23 protein-coding genes and 2 pseudogenes are annotated in these 23,754 nt (G+C 58.3%); 10 read left to right on the forward strand and 15 right to left on the reverse strand.

Going from position 1 to position 23,754, the window contains the following annotated elements:
* Positions 1-33 precede the first annotated feature (33 nt).
* The 3 genes from FHT85_RS27815 to FHT85_RS27825 all read right to left on the reverse strand — a co-directional run bounded on the left by FHT85_RS27815 (position 34) and on the right by FHT85_RS27825 (position 4,196).
* Positions 34-1,221, reverse strand: coding sequence for an adenylate/guanylate cyclase domain-containing protein (locus tag FHT85_RS27815; protein WP_409527358.1), 1,188 nt, complete (start codon positions 1,219-1,221; stop codon positions 34-36).
* A gap of 48 nt (positions 1,222-1,269) precedes the next feature.
* Entirely contained in the window at positions 1,270-2,892 is a 1,623-nt protein-coding gene (locus FHT85_RS27820; RefSeq protein WP_112413097.1) for an MDR family MFS transporter, read from the reverse strand.
* 77 nt (positions 2,893-2,969) lie between these two features.
* A complete protein-coding gene (locus FHT85_RS27825) occupies positions 2,970-4,196 on the reverse strand; it encodes an HlyD family secretion protein (RefSeq protein WP_112413098.1) in 1,227 nt (408 codons plus the stop codon).
* Between the two features lie 138 nt (positions 4,197-4,334).
* Between FHT85_RS27825 and FHT85_RS27830 the strand changes: the two genes are divergently transcribed.
* The 3 genes and pseudogenes from FHT85_RS27830 (at position 4,335) to FHT85_RS30710 (ending at position 5,794) form a co-directional block, all read left to right on the forward strand.
* Positions 4,335-5,237 carry a LysR family transcriptional regulator gene (locus tag FHT85_RS27830; RefSeq protein ID WP_112339105.1) on the forward strand — a complete coding sequence of 301 codons (903 nt, stop codon included), beginning with the start codon at positions 4,335-4,337 and terminating at the stop codon, positions 5,235-5,237.
* Between the two features lie 70 nt (positions 5,238-5,307).
* Positions 5,308-5,561, forward strand: a pseudogene (locus FHT85_RS27835) (type II toxin-antitoxin system Phd/YefM family antitoxin).
* The gene (locus tag FHT85_RS30710; protein ID WP_246780123.1) at positions 5,558-5,794 is read left to right on the forward strand and encodes a hypothetical protein; all 237 of its coding nucleotides are present in this window, start codon (positions 5,558-5,560) and stop codon (positions 5,792-5,794) included. Before FHT85_RS27835 ends, FHT85_RS30710 begins: the two are co-directional and overlap by 4 nt.
* A gap of 247 nt (positions 5,795-6,041) precedes the next feature.
* On the opposite strand, the gene FHT85_RS27845 is transcribed toward FHT85_RS30710, so the two are convergent.
* The 6 genes from FHT85_RS27845 to FHT85_RS27870 all read right to left on the reverse strand — a co-directional run bounded on the left by FHT85_RS27845 (position 6,042) and on the right by FHT85_RS27870 (position 12,382).
* Positions 6,042-6,809: an SDR family NAD(P)-dependent oxidoreductase gene (locus FHT85_RS27845; RefSeq protein WP_112339107.1), complete on the reverse strand. Its 768-nt coding sequence runs from the start codon at positions 6,807-6,809 to the stop codon at positions 6,042-6,044.
* Between the two features lie 141 nt (positions 6,810-6,950).
* On the reverse strand, positions 6,951-7,712 hold the full coding sequence (locus FHT85_RS27850) for an ABC transporter ATP-binding protein (RefSeq protein ID WP_112413099.1): 762 nt from the start codon (positions 7,710-7,712) through the stop codon (positions 6,951-6,953).
* Entirely contained in the window at positions 7,709-8,761 is a 1,053-nt protein-coding gene (locus tag FHT85_RS27855; protein WP_405048053.1) for a FecCD family ABC transporter permease, read from the reverse strand. The genes FHT85_RS27850 and FHT85_RS27855 overlap by 4 nt, the downstream gene beginning before the upstream one ends.
* Before the next feature lie 2 nt (positions 8,762-8,763).
* Positions 8,764-9,792, reverse strand: coding sequence for an ABC transporter substrate-binding protein (locus FHT85_RS27860; RefSeq protein WP_112413100.1), 1,029 nt, complete (start codon positions 9,790-9,792; stop codon positions 8,764-8,766).
* 161 nt (positions 9,793-9,953) lie between these two features.
* Positions 9,954-10,490: a GNAT family N-acetyltransferase gene (locus tag FHT85_RS27865; protein WP_112413101.1), complete on the reverse strand. Its 537-nt coding sequence runs from the start codon at positions 10,488-10,490 to the stop codon at positions 9,954-9,956.
* A gap of 116 nt (positions 10,491-10,606) precedes the next feature.
* Complete coding sequence (locus FHT85_RS27870) at positions 10,607-12,382, reverse strand: tetratricopeptide repeat protein (RefSeq protein ID WP_246780124.1); 1,776 nt, start codon at positions 12,380-12,382, stop codon at positions 10,607-10,609.
* Between FHT85_RS27870 and FHT85_RS27875 the strand changes: the two genes are divergently transcribed.
* Positions 12,368-12,616 carry a hypothetical protein gene (locus tag FHT85_RS27875; RefSeq protein ID WP_162709821.1) on the forward strand — a complete coding sequence of 83 codons (249 nt, stop codon included), beginning with the start codon at positions 12,368-12,370 and terminating at the stop codon, positions 12,614-12,616. The genes FHT85_RS27870 and FHT85_RS27875 overlap by 15 nt on opposite strands.
* A gap of 127 nt (positions 12,617-12,743) precedes the next feature.
* Entirely contained in the window at positions 12,744-13,217 is a 474-nt protein-coding gene (locus FHT85_RS27880; protein ID WP_112339111.1) for a VOC family protein, read from the forward strand.
* 109 nt (positions 13,218-13,326) lie between these two features.
* On the opposite strand, the gene FHT85_RS27885 is transcribed toward FHT85_RS27880, so the two are convergent.
* Positions 13,327-13,743: a hypothetical protein gene (locus FHT85_RS27885; RefSeq protein WP_162709819.1), complete on the reverse strand. Its 417-nt coding sequence runs from the start codon at positions 13,741-13,743 to the stop codon at positions 13,327-13,329.
* Here FHT85_RS27885 and FHT85_RS27890 point away from each other — a divergent pair.
* Entirely contained in the window at positions 13,721-14,842 is a 1,122-nt protein-coding gene (locus tag FHT85_RS27890) for an efflux RND transporter periplasmic adaptor subunit (RefSeq protein ID WP_246712250.1), read from the forward strand. The two genes, FHT85_RS27885 and FHT85_RS27890, sit on opposite strands and share 23 nt — an antisense overlap.
* A 9-nt stretch (positions 14,843-14,851) precedes the next feature.
* Positions 14,852-17,926, forward strand: a complete 3,075-nt coding sequence (locus FHT85_RS27895; protein ID WP_112413103.1) for an efflux RND transporter permease subunit — start codon at positions 14,852-14,854, stop codon at positions 17,924-17,926.
* 322 nt (positions 17,927-18,248) lie between these two features.
* Here FHT85_RS27895 and FHT85_RS27900 read toward each other — a convergent pair whose 3' ends face one another.
* Positions 18,249-18,833 carry a tyrosine phosphatase family protein gene (locus tag FHT85_RS27900; RefSeq protein ID WP_112413104.1) on the reverse strand — a complete coding sequence of 195 codons (585 nt, stop codon included), beginning with the start codon at positions 18,831-18,833 and terminating at the stop codon, positions 18,249-18,251.
* Between the two features lie 220 nt (positions 18,834-19,053).
* Here FHT85_RS27900 and FHT85_RS27905 point away from each other — a divergent pair, with 220 nt between their 5' ends.
* Positions 19,054-20,352, forward strand: a complete 1,299-nt coding sequence (locus FHT85_RS27905) for an NRAMP family divalent metal transporter (RefSeq protein WP_246780125.1) — start codon at positions 19,054-19,056, stop codon at positions 20,350-20,352.
* A 122-nt stretch (positions 20,353-20,474) separates the two neighbouring features.
* Here FHT85_RS27905 and FHT85_RS27910 read toward each other — a convergent pair whose 3' ends face one another.
* A complete protein-coding gene (locus FHT85_RS27910) occupies positions 20,475-20,678 on the reverse strand; it encodes a cold-shock protein (RefSeq protein WP_015343887.1) in 204 nt (67 codons plus the stop codon).
* A 327-nt stretch (positions 20,679-21,005) separates the two neighbouring features.
* Between FHT85_RS27910 and FHT85_RS27915 the strand changes: the two genes are divergently transcribed.
* The gene (locus tag FHT85_RS27915; protein ID WP_112413105.1) at positions 21,006-21,275 is read left to right on the forward strand and encodes a hypothetical protein; all 270 of its coding nucleotides are present in this window, start codon (positions 21,006-21,008) and stop codon (positions 21,273-21,275) included.
* A 10-nt stretch (positions 21,276-21,285) separates the two neighbouring features.
* Here the strand turns inward: FHT85_RS27915 and FHT85_RS27920 are convergent, their stop codons facing one another.
* From FHT85_RS27920 to FHT85_RS27930, 3 genes are all read right to left on the reverse strand, one after another.
* Positions 21,286-22,251 (reverse strand): DUF72 domain-containing protein, encoded by a 966-nt coding sequence (locus FHT85_RS27920; protein WP_112413106.1) that lies wholly within the window; start codon positions 22,249-22,251, stop codon positions 21,286-21,288.
* Between the two features lie 68 nt (positions 22,252-22,319).
* On the reverse strand, positions 22,320-22,529 hold the full coding sequence (locus FHT85_RS27925; protein ID WP_112339117.1) for a hypothetical protein: 210 nt from the start codon (positions 22,527-22,529) through the stop codon (positions 22,320-22,322).
* A gap of 110 nt (positions 22,530-22,639) precedes the next feature.
* A complete protein-coding gene (locus tag FHT85_RS27930; RefSeq protein ID WP_112339118.1) occupies positions 22,640-22,966 on the reverse strand; it encodes a hypothetical protein in 327 nt (108 codons plus the stop codon).
* 168 nt (positions 22,967-23,134) lie between these two features.
* On the opposite strand from FHT85_RS27930, the pseudogene FHT85_RS27935 reads away from it, so the two are divergent.
* A pseudogene (locus FHT85_RS27935) lies at positions 23,135-23,529 on the forward strand (hypothetical protein).
* Positions 23,530-23,754 lie beyond the last annotated feature (225 nt).

Raw genomic sequence — 23,754 nt, forward strand, 5'->3', positions numbered from 1 at the left:
TAATGCCCTGCGCTGCATCTCCTGTCCGCCGCTTCAATCAGCGATCGTGAACAATTCCATCGCCTCGGCAAAGCCCTTCAGCCTCTGCCGGCCGATGGAGATTGCATCGTTGATTCCGGCCTCATCTCGAAACGCGTCGGACATCAGGAGCGCTTCGCCCCTTTCGCTGCAGACGTTCTGTATGCGGCTAACGATATTGACATCAGGACCGATCAACGTGAAATCCAGGCGATTGCCGGAGCCGACATTGCCGTAGCTCACCTCGCCATAGTGCAGCGCGATGCCGACCTTGACTGGTATGCCGCTGTATTCAAAACCGCTTAGCTCGGAGAGGACTGTCCTTGCTGCGGTGAGCGCCGCATCGCAGGCTCCGGACGTGTCGGCGCCTGGAAAGAATGCCAGAACCGCATCGCCCATGAATTTCAGTACTTCACCGCCTTCATGGGCAATCGCCGGTATCACTTTGTCGAAATAGGCGTTCAGCAGTTCGAGGACGGTGCTGCCTGGCTGGCGATTGGAAAGCTCGGTGAAGCCGCGCAGATCGCACAGCAAAAGGGCTGCCTCCATCGATTCGATTTCGCCACGACGAATGTGTCCGGCAAGGATACGGCTCGCCGTCATCGGGCCGATATAGGTGTCGAGAAGGCTGAGTTCGCATTGTCTGAGGACGCGGAGTTCGCAGGTGTTGCGCAACGCCGGCAGAATGCGCTCGATTAGGTCATGTTCGCCGAATGTGAAGCCGCCTGGTCGCCGCGTGGCGAAGACGGCGCTGCTGATCGGCCCGTCAGCGTTGCAAAGCGGCGCCACGATCAGTTGCACCAGTCCCCGGCCGGAAAATATGTCGATATGCTGCCAGCGCCCATGCGGACTTTCGCCCGGACCGACGACGAGCGGCTCGCGCATCTCCTGTGCCTTCATGAGCGGTGTATTGGCAAGCGCGAGGCGTGAGCCATGTTCGCGATCATGGATCTCGACCGGTTCGCCGGGCGCCCAGGCGAAGGTGCGGCCGATGAATTCGGGATGCAGCGTCGTCAGGTGCAGCGTCAATCGATCGACGGGAAGGCCAAGGGCCTGCAGGCGGCGGCCAAGCCCGGCAACAAGGCTGGCCTCATCGAGAGCATGGCATTCGTCGCCCGTCAGCCATTCGATCAGGTTGAGGGTAGCCGCAGTGTTGAAGCCACTGTGGGCCGCTTTGGAATTGATGATTGCGGTCTTCGGCATGTCGTGCAGCAAGGTCATGGCTATCTCCTCCTCTTTGAGGTGCGGCACTCAGTGTGCTGCGCCGCCGGAAAGGTGACCGGGTTTCTTCAGAAGCAGGCTGGCGGCAAGGGCAATGACCAGCGCGACGCCGAGCAGATAGAAGGTGTCGCTGAAAGCCATGATATTGGCTTGCGTACGCACATCGGAGGCAATGGCGACGATCGCCTTGTGCGTGGCAAGCGCCTGATCGCTCACCCCATGGTTCATGAAGTAGTTGGTGAGGTTGGCAATGCGCGCGCGGGTCGCCTCTTCGAACACCGAGACTGAATTGGTGAGGATGTTGGAGTGGAACTGCTCGCGCTTGGTAAGGAAGGTCTGCAGCGCGGCAATGCCGACCGCGCCGCCGAGATTGCGCATCATGTTGAACAGCGCCGAAGCGGATCCGGCATTTTCCTGTTCGATGCCGGCGGTCGCGATTGCCGTCAGCGGCGTGAAGGCGAGTGCCTGGCCGACCGCACGCACGATATTTGGCCAGAAGAGCTGATCGCTGGCATAGTTGCTCGTCATGTAGATGTTCATGAAGTTCGAGGCGGCGAAGAGCGCGAAGCCGACGATGATCAGCAGGCGAGCGTCGATGCGCTTCATCAGCCTTGGGACCAGCGGGATCAAGATCAGCTGCGGAACGCCGGTCCAGGCAAGCACCATGCCGATCTGCTCGGAATTGTAGCCCTGGATGCGCGTCAGATAGATCGGCAGGATGAAGACCGAGCCATAGAGGGCGACGCCCATCAGGAAGTTGGCGACGATACCGAAGCCGAAATTGCGGCGCACCAGCAGACGCAGATTGAGGAGCGGATGAGAAGCGCGAAGCTCGATGATGAGGAAGAGCGTCAACGAAACCGCGGCAATGACGGAGAGACGGACGATGAAAGGCGAGCCGAACCAGTCGTCCTTGTTGCCTTCTTCGAGCACGGTCTGCAGTGCTGCAAGGCCAACCGCCATGGTGATGATGCCGGGCCAATCGCCCTTGGCGAGCAGCGAAAGATTCATCGGCGCGCGGTCGAGCGAGATCCAGAGCATGCCGACCATCAGGACGCCCGGCACGAGATTGACGTAGAAGATATATTCCCAGCCCCAGTTTTCGGTGAGATAGCCGCCGATGGTCGGGCCGATGGCCGGCGCGAAGGTGGCGGAAAGGGCAAAGAGGGCAAGACCCATCGGTTGTTTGGGCTTCGGCAGCAGCGTGATGATGATCGTGAAGGCCATCGGGATCAGCACGCCGCCGGAAAAGCCCTGGATGGCGCGCAGCACGATCATCTGTTGCAGGTTTGCGGCAAAGGCGCAGGCGACTGAAAAGAGCAGGAAAAGGACAGCGTTGGTCAGCAGATAGTTGCGCACTGAAAAGACGCGAGCGAGCCACGCGCTAAGCGGAATGACGACGATTTCTGCGATCAGGTAGGAGGTCGAAATCCAGCCGCCATCGTCCGTTCCAGCGCCGATCGCGCCCTGGATGTCGGCTAGCGAGGCATTGACGATCTGGATGTTGAGAACGGCCATGAAGGCGCCAAGTGTCGAACCAACCACGGCGGTCCACATGCGCAGCGGGCTCATGGCCGGTCGGACGACGGTAGCGTTTGAAGCGCCCGGCGATGCGGCTGAATTGTTGTTTGCGGCGATCTGAAGAGTGGCCACGGCGTGTCTCCTTCCGGCTCATGCCGGAACAATCTCATGACGATGCTGAGGTGATAATCGACGAAAATCGGGAAGGATCATCCAGCCTGGCTGGATGATCCCTGTGCGCCGGCTGTCGATGTCTGGGCAGCCTTGGTATCGATTTCCGGCTCCACCGACATGCCCGAGCGCAGCAATCCGGCGAGATTATCGTCGTCGATGACGATCTTAACCGGTATGCGCTGGACGATCTTGGTGAAGTTGCCGGTGGCGTTGTCAGGCGGCAGCAGCGAGAATTCGAGCCCGCTTGCCGGCGAGAGGCTGTCGACATGGCCCTTGATGGTGACGTCGGGGAAGCTGTCGACCTTGATTTCGACGGATTGGCCGGGGCGTACATAGGTCAGCTGCGTTTCCTTGAAATTCGCAACGACATAGACCGAATGCAGCGGCACCACCGCCATCAGCTGCGTACCTGCCGTCACATATTGTCCCACGCGGATCGAGCGAGCACCGACCGTGCCGTCGACGGCTGCGACGATGTTGGTATAGGAAAGATTGAGCTCGGCTTGCTGGACGGTCGCAGCGGCGCGATCGCGCTGGGCTGCTGCCTGGTCTCGCTGGGTCTGCAGCACGGGAACTTTGGTTTGAGCCGCGACGAGCGCGGCCTGGTCGCGCTCGACAGCGGCGGCTGCCTGCCTTCTGGCGGATTCCGTCTCTTCAGCGCGCGACTGTGTGCCGACGCCGTTGGTAATCAAACGAGCCGAACGGGCAGCATCCGATACAGCATAATCCAGAGAGGCTTGCGACGCGTCGACCGTTGCCTTGGCTTGCCCGATCAGCGATCGCTGCAGCTGGATCTGCGCGTCGATATTGGCGATCGCTGCATCCGCAGCCTTTAAATCGGCTTTTGCTTGGGAAAGCGCGGCCTGGAAGTCGCGGTCATCGATGCGGGCAAGCAGCTGGCCGGCCTTGACATGGTCATTGTCGTTGACAAGCACCTCCTTGATGTAGCCGGCGACCTTTGGGGCAATCGTGGTGTAATCGGCCTTCACATAGGCATCGTCGGTGGATTCGACGAAGCGTCCGACCGTCCAGTAGCGATAGCCGAAATCCGCTGCGACCGCGACGCCGGCCAGCAGCGCGGCGATCAACAAGCCACGCTTGATGAGCTTCCTATCTGCCTTGGGGCTGGCGTCAGCGACAGGCGCTTCGGCAACTCTTCCTTGCGGAACGTCGGCGGCGGGAGATTTCGCAACCTCGTTGACCGGAGCAGCATCGGCCTGGCTTGCGTTCTTGAACGCCTCGTTGCGCGGTAGTTCGACCATCGTCCGTTTCCTTTAGTGCGCTACCCCTTTTGTTCGGGGTCATTTTTGATGCCATGAAGATGCGTCCGAACGATCCTTCTGATAATCTCCTCAAATCGGGAAGGATCATCAAGTCACAGTGGATAATCCGAGGACAATATGGATCGGTTGACCAGCCTCGCAGTCTTTGGCCGGGTGGTGGAATGTGGTGGTTTTTCCGCCGCCGCCCGCCGCCTCAACATGTCGGTCACCATGGTGGGCAACCATGTGCAGTCGTTGGAAGATCACCTCGGCGTGCGGCTTCTGAACCGCACGACGCGCCGGGTCAGCCTGACGGAAACCGGCAAATATTATTATGAGCGATCCTCGCAGATCATTGCCGATCTCGAGGAGGCCGACCGGACGGCGGGCGCGCTTAGCACCATGCCGCGCGGCACGCTGAAGCTCTATACCAGCGGCGCCATCGTCCGGTTCCTGCTCCCCGTCGTCAATGAGTTCATGACGCTATATCCGGCGATCTCGCTTGATTTCAACGTCGGCGAACGGTCGATCGACATGGTTGAGGAGGGCTACGATCTGATGATCCGAACCTTGCCGGCGCCGGACTCGACGCTCGTCGCGCGCAAGCTCGCGCCCTGGCGCCATATGCTCGTCTGCTCGCCCGAATATCGTGAAACGCATCCCATGCCGAAAGTGCCGGCCGACCTCGCGGAGCATAATTGCCTGCAATATACCTATTATCCCTACGGCGACGAATGGCGTTTCGAAGATGCTGACGGGAAGCAAGTGAGGGTCAAGATCTCAGGCAATGTCGTCTCGAACAACGCCGAGACGCTGCGCTTTCTTTTGGCAAGCGGACAGGGCATTTTTCTGGCCCCGAGCTTCATCGTCTTCGAAGAGGTCGCCGCCGGCCGTCTCGTGCGTGTCATGCCCGACTACCGCGCCGTGGAATTCACCATCAGCGCGATCTATCCCAACCGCAGCCATCTGCCGACGAAAGTGCGTTTGTTCATCGACCTTTTGGCAGAGCGTTTCGTTGAGCACCGCAAGTGGATGACCTGAACGCGCCTTGATTTTGCACGGACGCGCTTAAAAGAGGTCATATGTGACCCTTTAGGAGCTTGCCATGACAATGATCAGCTTAAAGGATGCCAAGGCGTCGTTTTCCCATGTCAGGCCGCGGCCGGTGAGTTTGTAACAATTACCCGTCATGGGCGTGCCGCAGCCGTCGTTGTCAGCGTGAAGGCAGCCGAAGAGGCAAAAAAAGCGATCCGGAAGGGCCGACCGAGCCTGGTTCAATACCTGAAGACCTTTCCGGCTGATTTCGATCCCACCGAGGATGTTTTCTCCAGAAATCCCGCTCCATCTCGCGAGGTCGATTTGTGAGCTTTCTTCTCGACACCAACGCCATCTCCATGTTCGCTCCGTCCAAAGCCAGCGCATCGAATGCTTTTGCCGAATGGGTGGATGAACAGGATCGGCAGGATGCAGTCTACCTTTCAGCCCTGACGATCCACGAGATCGAAAAGGGCGTGCGGTTGTTGGAAGCAAAGGGGCGCCAAAGCAAAGGCTGCGGGAATTCATACCTGGCTGCAAGGATTGATTGCTGGCTATGGTGATCACATCCTGCCCGTCGATTGGCTCTTGATTCCGGGAGGCTCGAGGCGAAAGCAGTCATCGCGGGACATACTCCTCGCACGGCGGATGCGATCATCGCGGGAACGGCAAGCATTCACAAGCTGACCGTGATCACCGCCAATCTCAAACACTTCCTGCCCTTCGGCGTAGCCGTCAAGTCACCGGATCAGGTGGGGCGCTGACGCCGTCTCGACAGAATGTTTGGTGGCTTTACCACTGCGTCGGTGATCAGATGGCGGTAAAGCCGTTGTCGACGAAGAGATGGATGCCGTTGACGAAGTTGGACTCGTCGGAGGCAAGATAGAGGGCGGCCCGCGCTACATCCTCGGGTTCGCCGATCCGCCCTTGCTGGGCCGCGATTGCCGCATCCGAGACATCGACGCCCAGAGCCTGCAACTCCGCCACCTCGCGCAGCCCATGCGGCGTGCGGATGAAGCCGGGGCATACGGCATTGCAGCGGATATTGCGATCGCGGAACTCGACTGCGATGGCGCGGGCAAACATGTGCACCGCTCCCTTCGTCGTGTCATAGAGCACTTCCATCGGGGTTGCGGCAACAGCCGAGATCGACGAGGTGCAGACTATGGAGCCGCCGCCGGCAGTGATCATGCCCGGCAGCACGGCCTTGGTCATCAGGAACATCGAGCGGACGTTGACGCCATGCAGCCATTCCCATTCCTCAAGCGTCGTTTCGAGGAACGGCTTGATGACGATGGTGCCGGCATGATTGAAGAGCACTGTTACCGCACCAAAGCGGTCTTCGATGCTTTTGACCGCCGCATTGACAGCCGCCTCATTCGAAACATCGGCAACCCAGTGGTCGGCAATGCCGCCGGCGTCTCGGATTTCGCGCACGGTCGCAGCCGCTGCGTCGCCGTTTCTGTCGATGATCGCCACCTTGGCGCCTTCCGCCGCAAACAGGCGCGACGCTGCGCCGCCCATGCCGGTGGCGCCGCCCGAAATGATGGCAATCTTGCCCTTGAGTCTATCCGTCACGCATTTCCCCCATCCGCCGCACGCGCAAAATCGATGCCGATGCCAATCAAAACTCCCGGAGATGCCGAGGGTCATTGCGAAAGATGCGCTCGGTTGCAGTTCGAGGCAAGGATGATCAGGGGACAGATTCCGAATTTCCCCTCAACGCAGATAGTGAATGTGCGGCCGGGCGTGGTGAGGAGAGGTCTCGATCCTTGCCTCAACGGCAAAGACATTTCTCAGCAAATCTTCCGTCAGCACGTCTTCCGGGGCTCCGGAGGCCACGATCCCGCCTTGCTGCATGATGATCAGCTGATCACAGAACATCGCGGCATGGTTGAGATCGTGGAGAGCGATGACGCTGGTGACGGGCAGGCCGGCAACCAAGCGCATCAGACCGATTTGATGCTGGATGTCGAGATGGTTGGTCGGCTCATCGAGGATCAGTTCCTTCGGCGACTGTGCCAAAGCCCGCGCGATATGGGTGCGCTGCTTTTCGCCGCCCGACAGGCTCTGCCATCGGTCCTCGCGTTTCTCCTTCATGCCGGCGCGCTCGAGAGCGTCTTCCACGGCCTCGTCATCTGCCGATGTCCAGCCTGAGAACATCGAGCGATGCGGAAACCGGCCGAGCTTTACGACATCGATGACCCTGAGATTGGCATTGGTCGTGCTGTGCTGCTCGACGAAAGCGACACGCCTTGCGATGGAGCGGCGGGACATCTGCTGCAGATCTTTCTCTTGCAGGGTGATGCGGCCGGAGTTCGGCCGTTTTAACCCGGCAAGCAGACGCAGAAGCGAGGTCTTGCCGGAGCCGTTCGGCCCGAGGAGACCAAGCATCTTGCCTGCAGGCGCCTCGAAAGAGACGCCGTTGAGAACGGTCTTCGCGCCGATTTTCCAGGTGATATTGTCGGCCTTTATGCTCATGATGCCCGCTGGAGCCGGTAGAGAATGATGGAGAAGAAGGGAACGCCGACCAGCGCCGTGACCACGCCGATCGGCAGAACCTGCTGCGGAATAAGGATGCGGGAGGCAATATCGGCGAGAACCATGAAGATGGCGCCGGTAATTGCACAGGCAGGCAGCAACCGGATGTGAAGCGGTCCGACGACGAAGCGCGCCGCATGCGGGACGACCAGACCGACGAAGCCGATCGTGCCGACCATGCTGACGATGGTTGCCGTGATGACCGCCGTCAGCGCAAACAGAATGATACGGGTGCGGCCGACATTTACGCCGAGCGAGGCGGCCGCCTCGTCGCCAAAAGCGAAAGCGTCAAGCAGACGCGAATAGAACAGGCAGACGATCAGACCCAATCCGACGACAATCGACACCAGTGCAAATTCCGGCCAGCGCACACCGCTGAAGCTTCCGAGCAGCCAGAACATAACGTCGCGCGCCTGCTGAGCATTGCCGGAGGTGGTGACGACGTAGGATGTCGCTGCATTGAACAGCTGCGACGTGGCAACTCCCGCCAAAATCGTTCTGTCCGGGCCACCGCGTGCTCCGTTCGAAAGAACGGCGACGAGGATAAAGGCTGCAAAAGCACCGGCGAAGGCACCGGCGGAGAGCGAAACGGCGCCAGCTCCGATCCCGAGAATAACGACAGCAACCGCGCCGGTGGAGGCTCCGGCGGAGATGCCGAGCACGTAAGGCTCGGCCAAGGGATTGCGCAGCATGGACTGCATGATCGCACCGCAAAGCGCGAGACCCGCGCCGCAGAATACGGCGACCAAAGCGCGGCTCAGCCGATATTCCCAGATGACGGTTTCATGGATGCGGTTGAGCTCGACCGAGGTCCAGCCCAACTTGTTCGTGATGGCGAAATAGGTGGTGGAAAGCGGGATCGGCATGTCGCCGATCCCTACGCTGATGCCGACCACCAGCGCGATCGCTGCAAGGCACGCCAGAAAAAGTCCGGCAGGGGCGGCGACCCGCGGCAAAAGACGGTCGGATTTGGTGGTTTCCGCGACGATGCTCACCTGAGGCCGAGTACCTTCAGCTGCTCAGCCACCTGTTCGGCGCCGAAAATTGTCTGCACGCTCGGATTCATTGCCTGCGCGGGCATGATCACCATGGCCTTGTTCTTCACCGCCGTCATCTGGCTGGTCGCCGGATCGGTCGTCAGGAACTTGATCTTTGCCTGGACTTTGTCGAGTTCCCAGCGATTGCGGTCGACCTGCGTAACCACAATGACGTCGGGATTGCTAGCGATGATGCTTTCCCAACCGAGCTGCGGCGATTCCGCATCGGTTTTGATGGCGTTGGTTCCGCCGAGAAGGTCGGCGATATAGCCCGACGGGCTGTTTTTTCCGCCGACATAGGCATCTGCAGATGGGGATGGGCTGGAGAACCAGAAGACATAGGAGAGCTTCTTGCCATCCTTCGGCGCATCCACGCGCAGTGCCTCTTCCCGCTTTTTCAGATCCGTGATCAGCGCCTGGCCTTTGTCGCGGACGTCGAAAATCTGTGAGAGCTCGTCGATTTCCTGGTAGAGAGTGCTCATGTTCCAGATCTGGCTACGGGCGGCATAGCCGTATTTGTCCTGAGAGGCTCCCTGGGCTGGGCACATACTGGGGGAAACATAGGTCGGAATATTGAGCTTTTCGAAGTCCTCGCGCTTTGCCACTTTGCTGCTTGGTCCCATAAGGGTCGGCAGGGCGGCTGTAACGAAATCAGGATTTTCCGAGAGGATCGATTCAAAGGTCGGGAACTCGACCGTCAGCAGCTTGACCTTGGAATTGGCTTCCGCAAGCTGCGGCAGAACCTTGTTGGGCCAGAAAGCGGTGCCGACCATTTTGTTTTCGAGGCCGAGCAGGAGAAGAATTTCGGCGCTATTCTGGCCGAGCCCGATCGCGCGCTCCGGAGCCTTCTGAAACGTGACCTTGGCGCCGCAATTATCGATGGTCAACGGATAGCTGGTCGAAGCGGCAAAGGCTGTTGACGCGGCAAAGCCAAGGGTCGCACAAAGAGCTGAAACGGCCAAAACTGATTTCAATATGGTCACGAAAATATCCTGATGACTATTGTCGACGAGATCGAACGAAGGCGCGTGCGCGATATAGCCGTGTCACCGGGTCAAAACAAGAGAAAAAAAGTCATATTATTTATACGACGCGCGTTTGTAAACTTTGCCCCGTCATGCATTCTCGAGAGAAGACGTAATTCTCATCGGTCTCGATCTGCTAGGTTGTCCTCACGCCGGGCTCTGGAAAGGAGCAGGCGATTCATCTCAGGAACGAAGCGAACGATCCCGAAACCTGCCATTGCCAAGATCTTCCTGGAAGCTGTGTTTTCAGGATGGGCAAAGGCGCGGACTTCGCCAAGCCGCAGCTCCCGGTCGGCAAAATGCAGTGCCGCGGCGACCAATTCCGATGCGTATCCATATCCCCAGGCGTCCCGACGGAAAAAGTATCCGATTTCGCAGCCCCAGCCTGGGTCAAACGGATCGTCGTACAAGCCGCCCCAGCCGATGATTCTTGCATCATTCTTTCTGACAACAGTCCAGGGCGCATATCCATCGCGCCGCCGGCGCCATTCGTGAACCGCGATCCTGCGACGGCATTCGCCAGGCGTCACGTCCGCATGCGTATGCTTCATGGCTTCCTTGTCGCCCAGAAATTCGAACAGAGCAGGAGTATCGGATAGACGCGAAGGACGGAGCAGCAGTCGCGGCGTTTCGATCTGCGATCCGATGTTTCTCATATGACCTCGTCTTTCATATTCGCGTACTTCATGAAAGGACCGGGCCGCGCACTGACTTTGTTGCGGAGCGCGCTAGCAAGAATAACTCAGGACCACCGAAATAAGAAAAGACGCGACTATTCCTGCTTCTCTAGCCTTTTCAGGGATTCTTGCGCAGTTGCAAGTCCCTGGTCGGACGCCTTACGGAACCATTTGATTGCCTCGTCCCGATCCCGCGCAACTCCATGGCCCATTGCATACATGTTGCCGAGATTGCCTTGGGCTACATCCAGGCCCTTGTCGGCGGCTTTTTTATACCAGGCGATCGCTTGACCGTAATCCTGGGAAACGCCCAGACCTTGGTCGTATAAGAGACCGAGGGCGTACTGGGCCGTGGCAAAGTCCTGATCGGCGGCACGGCGATACCAAACCAACGCTTGCGCATAGTCCTGGGGAACGCCTTGGCCGCTTTCGTAGCTGTATCCCAGATTATACTGAGCAACAGCGAGCCCCTGCTCAGCCGCTTTACGGCCCCAAATCACAGCTTGCGCATAATCTTGCGGAACACCTTGGCCGACGGCATAGAGATCACTAAGGCTGCTTTGCGCTTCCGCCCAACCTTGCTCCGCTGCCTTGCGGATATAGGTGACAGCGAGGGCGGAATCTCGATCGACACCTAAACCGAACTGATAAAGCCCGGCGAGCTTATATTGCGCGGCCGCCGCCCCTTGATCGGCGAGCGGCTTCCAGTAGCGCAGCGCGGCGGCGTAGTTGCCGCTATCATAGGCGGCCTGTCCTTCCTCGATCGCCGATTTGTCGAAAAGCTGCGACTTGGCTGTTGCAGGATTGGTACCGGGCTCTGGCTGCAGAGCAACAGCGGATGCAGACATGGCCTGGCTGCTCCAGTTCGACAGCTCGGGCAGACTCGCCGGCAGGTCCTCGCGCCAGACATGGCTCATTGCGGTAATCTTTATGCCGCCGCTTTCCGCAGCAACTGTTTCCAGCGCTTCAAGCGTCGAGCCGTCGCGCAGGGACACGATGAATGCCATCGTCACGTTTTTGCTGACAATTCTGGCGACCGCCAATTGCTCGCCAGTAAGCTGCTTGGCCTTTTCGCCAAAGCTTGCGATCACTCCCTCGACGGCTGATGCCTGCGATTGTTGGAACGCCGCATTGTCATAGGCTTTTTTGAGGCTGAAAGTGGCTGTTTGATTGGCCAAATCTGCGGCTTCGAGCTTCCATTCCATCGTGACGGGAACAGGCATCCCATGCGAATATTCCACCGTCGACGCCGTTCCCGTTTGGCCAACATCGTATGTCGCGGCGTCCTTCTCCTGTATAGTGGCGAGCAGCTCCGCTTCCGGTACGAGATTATGAATAACCAGCAGCGGATTGCTTTTTATACCGTCAATAATATTTGTGAGGCTGCTTTGCGGTGCGACGACAAGGCCGTCTGGTCCAACTGCGGCCGCATTCTGTATGTTACGGACGATCGCGTCGAATCCGACCAGTCTATTTGGAAAGCCGTTCAACCCCGCTTCATATTCCAGTTGACGGATACCATAGACTGACAATGAATTTCCATAGAGGGCGTTCATTGCGTAAGAATCGGCAGCGCCTTCGGCACCTTGCGGCAGATCCGCGCTGAGCAACCAGCGAACCTGCATACTATTTGCATTTCGCAAGACGACCGTCATACGCTGACGGAAATCTCCACGTATGATCGCGGCCGGCTTATCGAACCATAACGACATGTCGGTGGAGGTGGTCTTGCGAGAGCGATAGACGTATTCGACGCCCGTTTTGGGAGCGTATCCTGGAATCGTCACGCTATCGGCAGCGCGAGCAGTCTCCATACAAATCAAAAGGCATGGTGAGAGGAGAAAAAGCAGGCTCTTTTGCAGGCTGTCCATTTTTTATTGTTCCCACTCTTCAACCAGATTGGCGCGAACCGAAATATCCAAAAAGTAATTGCGGCCAGAATGCCGGTACAACCGCTTTTCGATTTCCTGCGCGTTTCCGACCCGGAGATCGATCATGAATTGATCAACGGCGACGGCCCCGTTCCCCATCATTTACTCAAGGTTGCGGCATCTGCCAATATGGCGTCATTACAACCGCGCCGCACGCAAATTATTTCAGTCTGAGAAGGGTGCCGAGGTTACGACAGGAAAACGGTCATTGCCCAGCCGAAATGGCATCGATGAGGGTGGCGAAATCCGATCTCGCGCCTATTTCAACAATCGGGAAATGGAGAGCAGGAGGATGAGAACAATGGCAAAGAACACGATTTGCCTGTGGTACGACAAGGACGCAGAGGCCGCCGCCAATTTTTATGTCAAGACTTTTCCGGATAGCGCCATGGGTGCCGTCATTCGCGCACCGGGAAACTATCCGGAGGGCAAGCAAGGCGATGTGCTGGTCGTCGAGTTCACGGTTGCGGGTGTTTCCTGCGTCGGTTTGAATGGAGGTCCGATGTTCAAGCACAATGAAGCCTTTTCGTTTCAGATCTACACCGAGGACCAGGAAGAGACGGATCGCTATTGGAACGCCATTGTCGGCAATGGCGGCCAGGAAAGCGAATGCGGCTGGTGCAAGGACAGATGGGGTGTCTCCTGGCAGATCACGCCGCGTGTACTGATGGAAGCACTACGCGAGGGCGGCGATCAGGCAAAGCGGGCTTTCGACGCGATGATGACCATGAGGAAGATCGATGTGGCCGCGATCGAAGCGACACGCCGAGGCTGACGCGCGAAGGCCTTCCTCAATACCTAGATCGCCGATGCCGCGGCAATTTAGGAAGGCGGCAGCGTCGACGCCATGATTGCTTTTATTCAAGACTCCATTAAATATGGGTTCAGGAATATGCAGCCGGCTGTTGTAGATCGGATATCGGCAACCTATCCTTGATCGAGTGAAGCGGCGACCGTTGGCGTTTGACTGGTGAGGTTTGCAGAGGATGGCCGCACGAAACGCCGCCAGCTGGAATCATTGCAAGGTCAGTGTCGTCTTCAGCGCGCGAAATCCGCGTGACAGGCGTAGCAGCCAAGGAATTTGGCTGATCGAACCTGTCAGCCTTGATAAAGGCTACTTTCCATACAGAGATTGGCCGCAGGCTACCATATGCTTGCGATTGTCTCGGTGCCGGCGGGTTTTTGATAGAATTGCCGTGAAATCCCGTTGCGCCGACACCAATAGAATTTCTCCCGACCTGTTTCCGAAGAGTAGAGCTGACACTCATGATAAAACGCATGATCATCATGCTGATCGTCATAGGCCTGATCCTTGGCGGGATCTTCGGCTTCCAGGCATTCAAGAATCGCATGATTGCGGCCTACCTGGCTAATCTCAAGGCGCCACCGCAGACCGTCTCGACAATCACCGCGGCAGCGAGCCCATGGCAGACGACGCTGCAATCGATCGGCAGCTTCAATGCCGTCGAAGGCGCCAATCTTTCGGCGCAGGTCCAAGGCATCGTCCAGAAGATCGGCTTCGAAGACGGCCAGGACGTCAAGAAGGGCGATCTCATCGTGCAGCTGCTTGCCGATCAGCAGATCGCGACGCTTGAACAATACAAGGCGACGATGGCCAATGCGCAGATCGCCTATGATCGCGATTCCAAGCTGATCAAGGCGAATACCATCGCGCAAAGCCAGGTCGACAGTGATCTGGCGACATGGAAGGCGGCGCAGGCGCAGGTCGCGTCACAGCAGGCGTTGATCGATCAATATTCGATCCGCGCTCCCTTCGACGGCCATCTCGGCATCAGGCTGGTCAGCCTCGGTCAGTACCTATCGGCTGGGACCGCAGTCGTCACCTTGCAGTCGCTCGATCCGATCCAGTTCGATTTTTCCATGCCGCAGCAGGCTCTGTCACAGCTGAAGGTCGGCCAAGCGGTAACGGCGACGGTCGATGCCTACGGGAACCAAACTTTCGACGGCAAGATCACGGCGATCAGCCCGCTCGTCGATACGCAGAGCCGCAACATCACCATCCGGGCAACCTTCCCCAATGCCGATCGCAAGCTGCTGCCGGGCATGTTCGGCAACATAACGGTGGTGGTCGGGGAGCCGAAGGAATACATCTCCCTGCCGCAGACCGCCGTCACCATCAATCCTTATGGCAACGTTGTCTACGTGGTGACCGACAAGGGCAACGGAGCGGATGGAAAGCCGCAGCTTGTCGCCAATCAGAAGTTCGTCAGCACCGGGCAGGCGCGGGGTGATCAGATCTCCGTGACCAAGGGCTTGAATGCGGGCGAAGTGGTGGTCACGTCAGGCCAGCTGAAACTCAACAACGGCTCGCCTGTCATTATCAACAACGAAGTCCAGCCGTCGAACGATCCCAATGCGAACCCGGCGAACCCCAACTGAGGTGTGGCGATGAATATCACCGATATCTTCATCAAGCGCCCCGTTCTCGCCCTCGTGGTCAGCGCGTTGATTATCGTGATCGGCTACCAGTCGTTCCGTTCGCTCACCGTGCGCCAGTATCCGCAGACCCAGAACGCTGTCGTTACGGTGACGACCACCTATCCCGGCGCGGCGCCCGACGTCATTGCCGGCTTCATCACGACGCCGCTCGAAAACGCTATCGCGCAGGCCAACGGCATCGATTATATGACCTCGACGAGCACCAGCGGCACGTCGACCATCACCGTCAACCTGCGGCTCAACTACAGCGCCGATGCGGCGATGACCGAAATCAACGCCAAGGTATCTTCCGTTCTCAATCAACTGCCCACGGGGACGCAGCAGCCGATCATGACGGTTTCCATCGGCCAGTCGATCGACGCCATGTATATCGGCTTCCGAAGCGACGTTCTGGCCAGCAACCAGATCACCGACTATCTGACGCGCGTCGTCCAGCCCAAATTGCAGGCGGTCAACGGCGTTCAGACGGCCGAGATCCTCGGCGCGCGAACCTTTGCCTTGAGAGCCTGGCTGCAGCCGGACAAGCTTGCCGCCTATGGCCTGTCGGCCGGCGATGTCTGGACCGCGCTCAGCGCCAACAATTATATCTCCGGCATCGGCACCACGCGCGGCCAGATGACGCAGACAGTGCTGACGGCTAGGACCGACCTGCATTCGACGGATGAATTCAAGGAAATGGTGGTCAAGCAGATCGGCAGCACGATCGTGCGGCTGAAGGATGTCGCGACCGTTGCCCTCGGATCTCAAAATCCCGACGTCCAGATCGGCTTCGATGGGCAGGACGGCGTGTTCATGGGCATCCAGATCGCCCCGACCGCCAACCTGCTCGACGTGATCGCCGGCGTGCGTGCGGTGTTTCCGGGTATTGAGCAGCAATTGCCGCAGGGGCTCGAAGGCTACATCGTCTATGATTCCAGCACCTTCGTCACGACCTCCATCGATGAGGTCGTAAAGAGCCTGGTCGAGGCTCTCGTGATCGTCATTTTCGTGGTCTTCGCCTTCCTCGGCTCACCTCGATCGGTCGCCATTCCCGTCGTCGCCATTCCCCTGTCGCTGGTCGGCACGTTCGCGATGATGTTGATCTTCGGCTTCTCGATCAATCTTCTGACGCTGCTCGCCCTGGTTCTGGCGATCGGCCTCGTCGTCGATGATGCCATCATCGTGGTGGAGAACGTCAATCGTCACATAGAAGAGGGATCGACACCCATGAGGGCGGCGCTGGATGCGGCGCACGAACTCGTCGGGCCGATCCTGGCCATGACGGTAGTGCTGATCGCCGTCTACGTTCCGATCGGTTTTCAGGGCGGGCTCACGGGCGCACTGTTTACGGAATTCGCTTTCACCCTGGTCGGCGCCGTGACCGTGTCCATGATCATTGCGCTCACGCTGACGCCAATGATGTGCTCGCGCATCCTCAAGCCGCACCTGACCGATCGCAGCGGCTGGGAAGAGCGTATTTCCGACTTCATCGACCGCCGCTTTTCGGAAATCCATCGACCCTATGTGCGCATGCTGCATGGCAGCTTGAACACGGTACCGGTGACATTGTTGTTCGCCGCCATCGTTCTGGGCAGCATCTATTTCCTCTATTCCAGTGCCAAGAACGAACTGGCCCCTAACGAGGATCAGGGCTTCCTCGGCGCGCAGGTAACCAACGCTCCCAACGCGACGCTTCAACAGAAATTGCTCAATTCCGACCAGGTCACCAAGATCTTCAAGAGCTTCCCGGAGACCGACAAGACCCTGCAGGTCGAGGCGCCAGGTACTTCATTCGAGGGTATGGTGCTGAAGCCCTGGGACCAGCGCACGAGAACGGCGGATCAGCTGCAGCCGCTGGTACAGGGCGACATGGCAAAAATTGCCGGCGGCCAGGCGGTGGTCTTCCAGATACCGCCGCTGCCTGGCGCCAGTGGCTTGCCCGTGCAATTCGCCATCGGTAGCACCAGCGGTTTCGAACAGCTCAACGAGGTCTCCACCGCCTTCCTGCAGGAAGCGCAGAAATCCGGCGAGTTCATCTTCCTGACGAAGGATCTCTACGTCGATAATCCGCAATATTCGATCCAGATCGACCGCAGCAAGGCCTCGGCCCTCGGCCTGTCTATGAACAATGTCGGCTCGGCGCTCGCCTCCATGCTGGGCGGCGGCTATGTCAATTATTTCAGTATCGACAACCGTTCCTATCAGGTCATTCCGCAGGTGGAGCAGCGGTCACGCCAGACCATCGATCAGATCATGAACTATCCGATCGCAAATGTGAACGGCAACAAGATCCCGCTTTCGGCGATTGCGACCGCGAAACTTCAGGCCACACCGCGCTCGGTCGCGCACTTTCAGCAATTGAACTCGGCCACGATCTCCGGCGTGCCGGCGCCCGGTGTTGCCGTCGGCGATGCGCTCAATACGCTGAAGTCGATTGCGGCGCGGACATTGCCGCAAGGCTACTCGGTCGACTACGGCGGACAGTCGCGCCAATATGTGCAGGAATCGAGCGGCATGGCGACGACGTTCGCGCTCGCCCTGATCATCGTGTTCCTGGCGCTTTCGGCGCAGTTCAACAGCTTCCGAGACCCGTTCATCATCCTCGTGTCCGTGCCGATGTCGATCGCAGGCGCACTCGCCTTCATCAGCCTCGGCATCGGCGGCGCCTCGATGAACATCTATACGCAGGTCGGTTTGGTGACGCTGATGGGGCTGATCAGTAAGCACGGCATTCTGATCGTCGAGGTGGCAAACACGTTGCAGGTCGAAGGAAAGACCAAGCGCGAAGCCATCGAAGGCGCTTGCGCCATCCGCCTGCGGCCGATCCTGATGACGACAGGCGCCATGGTTCTCGGTGTCGCGCCGCTGATCCTGGCGACCGGAGCAGGCGCTGTCGCCCGCTTCAACATGGGCCTTGTGATTGCCGCCGGTCTTGCCATCGGAACGCTGTTCACGCTCTTCGTCGTGCCTGCGGTCTATATGCTGCTCGCGGCTGACCATCACAAGAAGGCTGCGCCCGAGGCAGAGCCGGCGCCTGCACATTGAGCGTGCCGGCCGCCGAGGCAGCCGTTGCGATGATCCGGCCATCCCGCCTGGTCGAGCGGCTCCAGTTGGCAAAGGTTTCGAGCTTAGAGCATTTCCGCTTTTCTTCGAATCGCGAAAACGCTCTATCTCCTTGTTTTTACGCAGTTCCGGACCCGAAAATCGCTTCGCACTTTTGCTGGAACTGCTCTAGGCCTACGACAAATCGGTCGCGGCATAGATTGTCGCCAAAGTGATATTGATTCCCGTTAGGGAACCGTCACGGCTAAGGAGGAAAGGCGCTGCATCGTGCAGACCGGCCCTCTTCAGGCCGGAGGCACACTCTTTACGCCGGGATTGCCATATCGAGTTCCGCCTGGCGTCCGAGGCGGGTCATCCATTCGACAAAGTCGGGCCGTCCCTTGATCTGCCGGCCATAGTGGCGGGCAAGTGCCGCCTTCAAGTCGCCGTTCCTGCCGAGTTGTTGGTCGGCAAAGCCAATCATTTGAGAGTTCGGCCAGGCCTGCGGGCGGATGGCAATCAGGCGAGCAAAGAGGCCCTCTCCCGATTCTTCGGGGTTTGATTGCGCCATCAATGAGAGCATGGCCGCAGTCGAGCGCGATACGCCCATGTGGCAATGCACCAGCAGATGGCTTGGCGCCTCAGCGTCTTGCCGAGCCTGAAACTCGGAGCCGAATTTCAAGATCGCTTCGACATGTTCCGGCTGCGGCATCACGCGCCCCGGCGCCGTCGCGATGATGTCGTGAAAACGCAACGTCGTACGATGGTGTTCGGCATAGGAGTGGAAGACATCGAGCTCGGGATATTCCGGATCGAGCAGGGAAAGCACGTGGGTGACGTTTCGCACGCGCTGATCGGGCAGCTCCTCAATGCCGCAAACCGTGAGTTCCGGAGAAAGAAGCACGCTCATTGTCATATCCCTCAAATCAGCTGGCGATTCCGCCGCACTCGATACGATAAGTGTCATCGCTCTGAAGTGAAAGAGTTTTTACTCCTTGCCAGCCACGCCCTGAGCTCGGGGGGTTCCATTCCGACAATCTGCTTCTCGGGAACAAAACGCCTGCAAGTGCGGTTCACTCGCACCGGACGGCACGATGATGCGCTGTGCCGGTTTCTGCTGGGAGGCAGTCATGAGCGACTATCAGATGGATGACAAAAGTGAGGTCGTTGAGCCGTCAAAGCCGAGAATTTTTGAAATCCTGGGACCGGGCCTGGTCACCGGCGCCTCGGACGACGATCCGAGCGGGATCGCGACCTATTCGCAGGCCGGAGCGCAATTCGGATATATCGCCAGTTGGACCCTGCTCCTGACCTATCCGCTCATGGCTGCCGTGCAGATGATCAGCGCGCGCATCGGCCGGACCACGGGACGAGGTTTGGCGGGCAGCATGGCGAAGTGTTATCCCAGATGGGTGGGGATAAGCATCACTTTTCCGCTCCTGATCGCCAATGTCATCAATCTCGGCGCCGATCTCGGTGCGATGGGAGATGCCGCACATTTGCTACTGAGCGGCAATTCGCTGATTTATGTCGCTGCCTTCGGCATCATTTGCATCCTTCTGCAGGTGCTTCTCAAATACAAGCGTTACGTTGCAGTTCTGAAATGGCTGAGCCTGGCGCTTTTATCCTACATCGCGACCCTGTTTGTGGTGCATATCGATTGGTCGGCCCTCACCCGCGGACTGCTGCTGCCGACCTTCAAGACCGATCCGAACTACTGGTCCATGATCGTCGCAATTTTCGGAACGACGATCAGCCCCTATCTGTTTTTCTGGCAGGCGTCCCAGGAGGCCGAAGATCTGAAGGAGAAGCCGCGGCAGGAACCGCTTGTGAAACACCCTCAGGAAGCGAAAAGGGCGGACACTCGCATCACGTTGGACACCCTCATCGGCATGGCGGCATCCAACATCGTCGCGCTCGCGATCATCACGACCACAGCAGCTACGCTTAACAAGGCCGGTGCGACAAGCATCGAGAGTTCCGTCGATGCAGCGAAGGCGATTGAGCCGCTGGCCGGACAATTTGCCAAGATCATTTTTGCCACAGGGATTATCGGAACAGGCCTTCTGGCTGTTCCAGTTCTCGCAGGGTCGGCTGCATATGCTGTCGGGGAGGCGGCGCGGTGGAAGGTCGGGCTGTCGCGCGAGCCGAGCGAGGCGAAGGCTTTCTATACGACGGTGGGCTTGGCGACGGTGGTGGGCATGCTGTTGAACTTTACGCCCATCCCGCCGATGAAGGCCCTGTTCTGGAGTGCCGTCATCAACGGTGTCGTCGCGATTCCAGTTATGGTGATTCTGATGCTGATCGCCACCAATCGCGACGTCATGAAACAGTTCGTCATCCGGGGTGGGTTGAAAGCGCTTGGCTGGATCGCCTGCGCTATCATGTTCGTCGCCGTGATTGGCATGGCCGTGACCGCATTTATGTAGGAACGATCGGACGACACAAATGGCCGTTTCGGCTGACGATGGTTCAGGCGAAACGTCGGCAGGCGCCCCATAGTGGCCGAGTGCACTACCCGAAATGTCGGGTAGTGACATATTTATAATCGTCAGAGCGGTCTGACGTTTTCCGCCTTTGTCTTGCCTGTCTTCCGGTCCTGACCGAGATCGTAGGAAACGGACTGTCCCTCCCGAAGCACGTTGCCGTATTGCAGGGCGGAGACATGAACGAAAACGTCAGGTCCTCCACTTTCCGGCGTAATGAAGCCGAAGCCCTTGTCTGTATTGAAAAACTTAACCGTGCCAGTTGGCATGATATCCCCATATCTTTGCGTTTGATTGCGGCGGCAACCTAGCGGGCAACCGCTGTCAGATCAAGCATATCTGCTGCAGCTACCTAAAAATGCCTATGATCAGACCACTGAACGCGCCTCACGCTGAATTGCGCTGACGATTTCTTTGCGCCCAATTGCCCGCTTGGCCGCCTCGGCCCGCGCAGCTTATGCCCATGGGAACCAAAGCGGAGGAGGACAGTTTGGATTGTCACCGATCGGCCGGACGCCTGCCGGACAAAATGCATGGTTCTCTCGTAACGGTAAGGCGTGCCCCGCCTGAGAGACCCCGAGGTCAGGAGGTGTAAGATGGAAATCTATCATCGATATCGCGAGAACGCGGTGGCGCCGGGTTCTATTGTCGTCAGGTTCTACCATTCTGGCGATCAGATCCGGGGATTCCTGCGCAAGGTCACGCCGCCCGGAGAGGATGACATCATCTTTCCGGGCGAGGAGATGGAGCCCGATGACGCTTTTCGGGCAGCCCGCAACAAAATGTCCGGCGAAATCATGCGGCCGATTTACGTCGAATTGTCGGAAGGCGTGAATTGGAACCCGGCATGGGGTCAGCTCGAATGAGCTGAGTTGATTACGCTGGCCGATGTTGCGGTCGGGACTTTGGGATTTCCCGCCGATGCCGTCGCATGTGCTTCGTAGGGGCTACACTCTCCTTCTGCGGGGTTAGTCCAAGGCACTCGTTCAGTCGCTGTGCGTCGGCCGGCGCACGTACCTTCACATCATTGTCGAAATAGACATAGACGTCGCGGCCACGCTGTGGTTGTTTCAGCGGCTCCAGGACGCGGTTGGCCTTGGTCGGCTCGCGCCCGTGCGCCCAATCGTCGATCCGTACTGCCCAGACCTTCAGAGCCTCGTCGTCATATCCGCTGACATATAGCTCCTCCGAGCCATGCAGGCGGCAATAGACGAAGTCTGCGGTGACATCCATGAGCAAAGGCCATTCGACGGTATCTGCGCAGACGAGCCCGATCTTATGCTTCCGTAAGAGTTCGATAAAGTCTGGGTTCACGAAGCTCTCGTTGCGGATTTCGAAGGCATGGCGGAGCGGTCTTTTTTCTTCCGTCCGCAACCAATCGCGGCCGTTCACCCGCTCGTCGTGCCGCTTGGCCAGATGAGCAGCTTCATCGGTATCTTTCGGCAGCATCTCTATAAAAGAGGAAAATAAGACCGGATCGAAGCGCAGTCGCGGAGGAAATTGCCAGAGGATCGGGCCGAGTTTTTTTCCCAGGCGCAGCACGCCGGACGCCATGAAGTTGGCAAGCGGCGCCTCGACATCCCGGAGCCTGCGCAGATGGGTTATGTAGCGGGATCCCTTGACTGCGAAGACGAAATCATCCGGTGTCGCGTCCCGCCACCTGGCAAAAGTCTCGGGAGTTTGAAGGCCATAGAAAGTGCCATTGATTTCGATGGATGGAAATTGCGAGGACGCGTAGGTGAGCTCCCCTTTTTGCCGCACGTTCGTCGGATAGAAAACGCCGCGCCAGGGAGCGTAAGTCCAACCTGAAATACCGATACGGATGGTTCCAGTTCTTTTCATGTTATCTATTGCGCTTGCATCGGATTGCGTTCATGCGGGACGTTGCCGATGTCCAACGTCCTGTCGTCTCAAGTGACGTTGATGGAAGGCAGGAATGACATGACTTCGCTTCGCCGCTTAGGCGGCAGACTCTCGATTTCCCTTTTCCAGAAGGCTTCCGCTTCGAGGGGATCGGCCTCCCAACTGTTGGTCGACAGGATGTTATCGTCCATCACCAGCAGCCTTTTGCCCCCAAGCCTTAAATATTCTTCGGCAAGCTCTTGAGCACTGTTCATCATGATTCTGCTCCTCGAATGATCCGCCTGGCGCCGGCAATCCACATTATGGATGCCGGCAACGAGGGGAGTTCGTAAAATTCAGATGGCATTGTCGCATCCATCAGCTGCTGTCACTGCGGGCAATTGCTGCGTGATGTGCTGTCGCTCGACTGGCCGCTGCTTCGGGTATCCGTACCTTGCGCAGTATTCTTGCCGGTCTTCATGGCATTGCAATCCTGTGATTGACCATTGGAATTTGGGGTGCCATTGGTTCCCGTCGTATTGTTGCCGGTACCTCCATTTCCGCTGGTGGCAGCTCCGTTCTGCGAGTTGGTGCCAGCGCCGTTACCGCTGCCTGAACTACCGGTGCCGGCTGCGCCGGAGCCTGATTGCTGCGCCATGACTGCCGTAGCCATGCCGATCGAAAGGGCACATACCGCAATCATTCTTGTCAACATTGGTATTTCCTCCTTTGGCTTTTCTGCCTTCAAACTCGGAAACCGCGCCGTTGTTTCCGGATTTTTGGATTTTTCGTCCGTTGGGAGTGGATCGGGTCTACCTGCTCGAATGTCGGGAACAAGCCGTTCGTATGAAAGTTGGGGTTCCTTTTTACCAGAGGCCCCCTCATGTCTTCCTTTAAAGATCGCCCTGTCATCAGCGACTTTCAGCAGCCCGGCGAGGCTCCAAGCGGTGATCCGCTTCTGGGCACGATCGATAGCGAGCTTGCCGACAAGGGCTTCCTCGTCGCCAGCACGGACGAGCTCGTCACCTGGGCTCGCCCGCGGATCTCTGATGTGGATGACATTCGGGCTTGCCTGCTGCGCCATCGAGATGATGCAGATGTCGATGCCGCGCTATGATGTCGAACGCATCGGTGCGGCACCGAGAGGCAGCCCGAGGCAATCGGATCATTCCGATCGATATCTATGTGCCCGGGTGTCCACCCACTGCGGAAGCGCTGCTCTACGGCGTTCTGCTTCTTCAGCGCAAGATTCGGCGCAACGGGACGATCGAGCGATAGCCGGAATAGAGCGATTTCGCCTCCTTCCTGTAGTCCTGATTCGATAGACTGCAATTATTTGGTTTCTCTTGGAACAAGCTCCGGATGCAACCGTTCCCTTGAAAGATGCCAGGAGCATCCCGAGTAGGAAACGCTCCGAAGCATCCTGATATGCATCACCGCGCATAGCGAGCAGCAAATCTGCACAACTCATCAGGTCGTTTTGTTCTAACGACTCCTGAGTGT

Source organism: Rhizobium sp. BK312 (assembly GCF_014193605.1).
Taxonomy (GTDB): domain Bacteria; phylum Pseudomonadota; class Alphaproteobacteria; order Rhizobiales; family Rhizobiaceae; genus Rhizobium.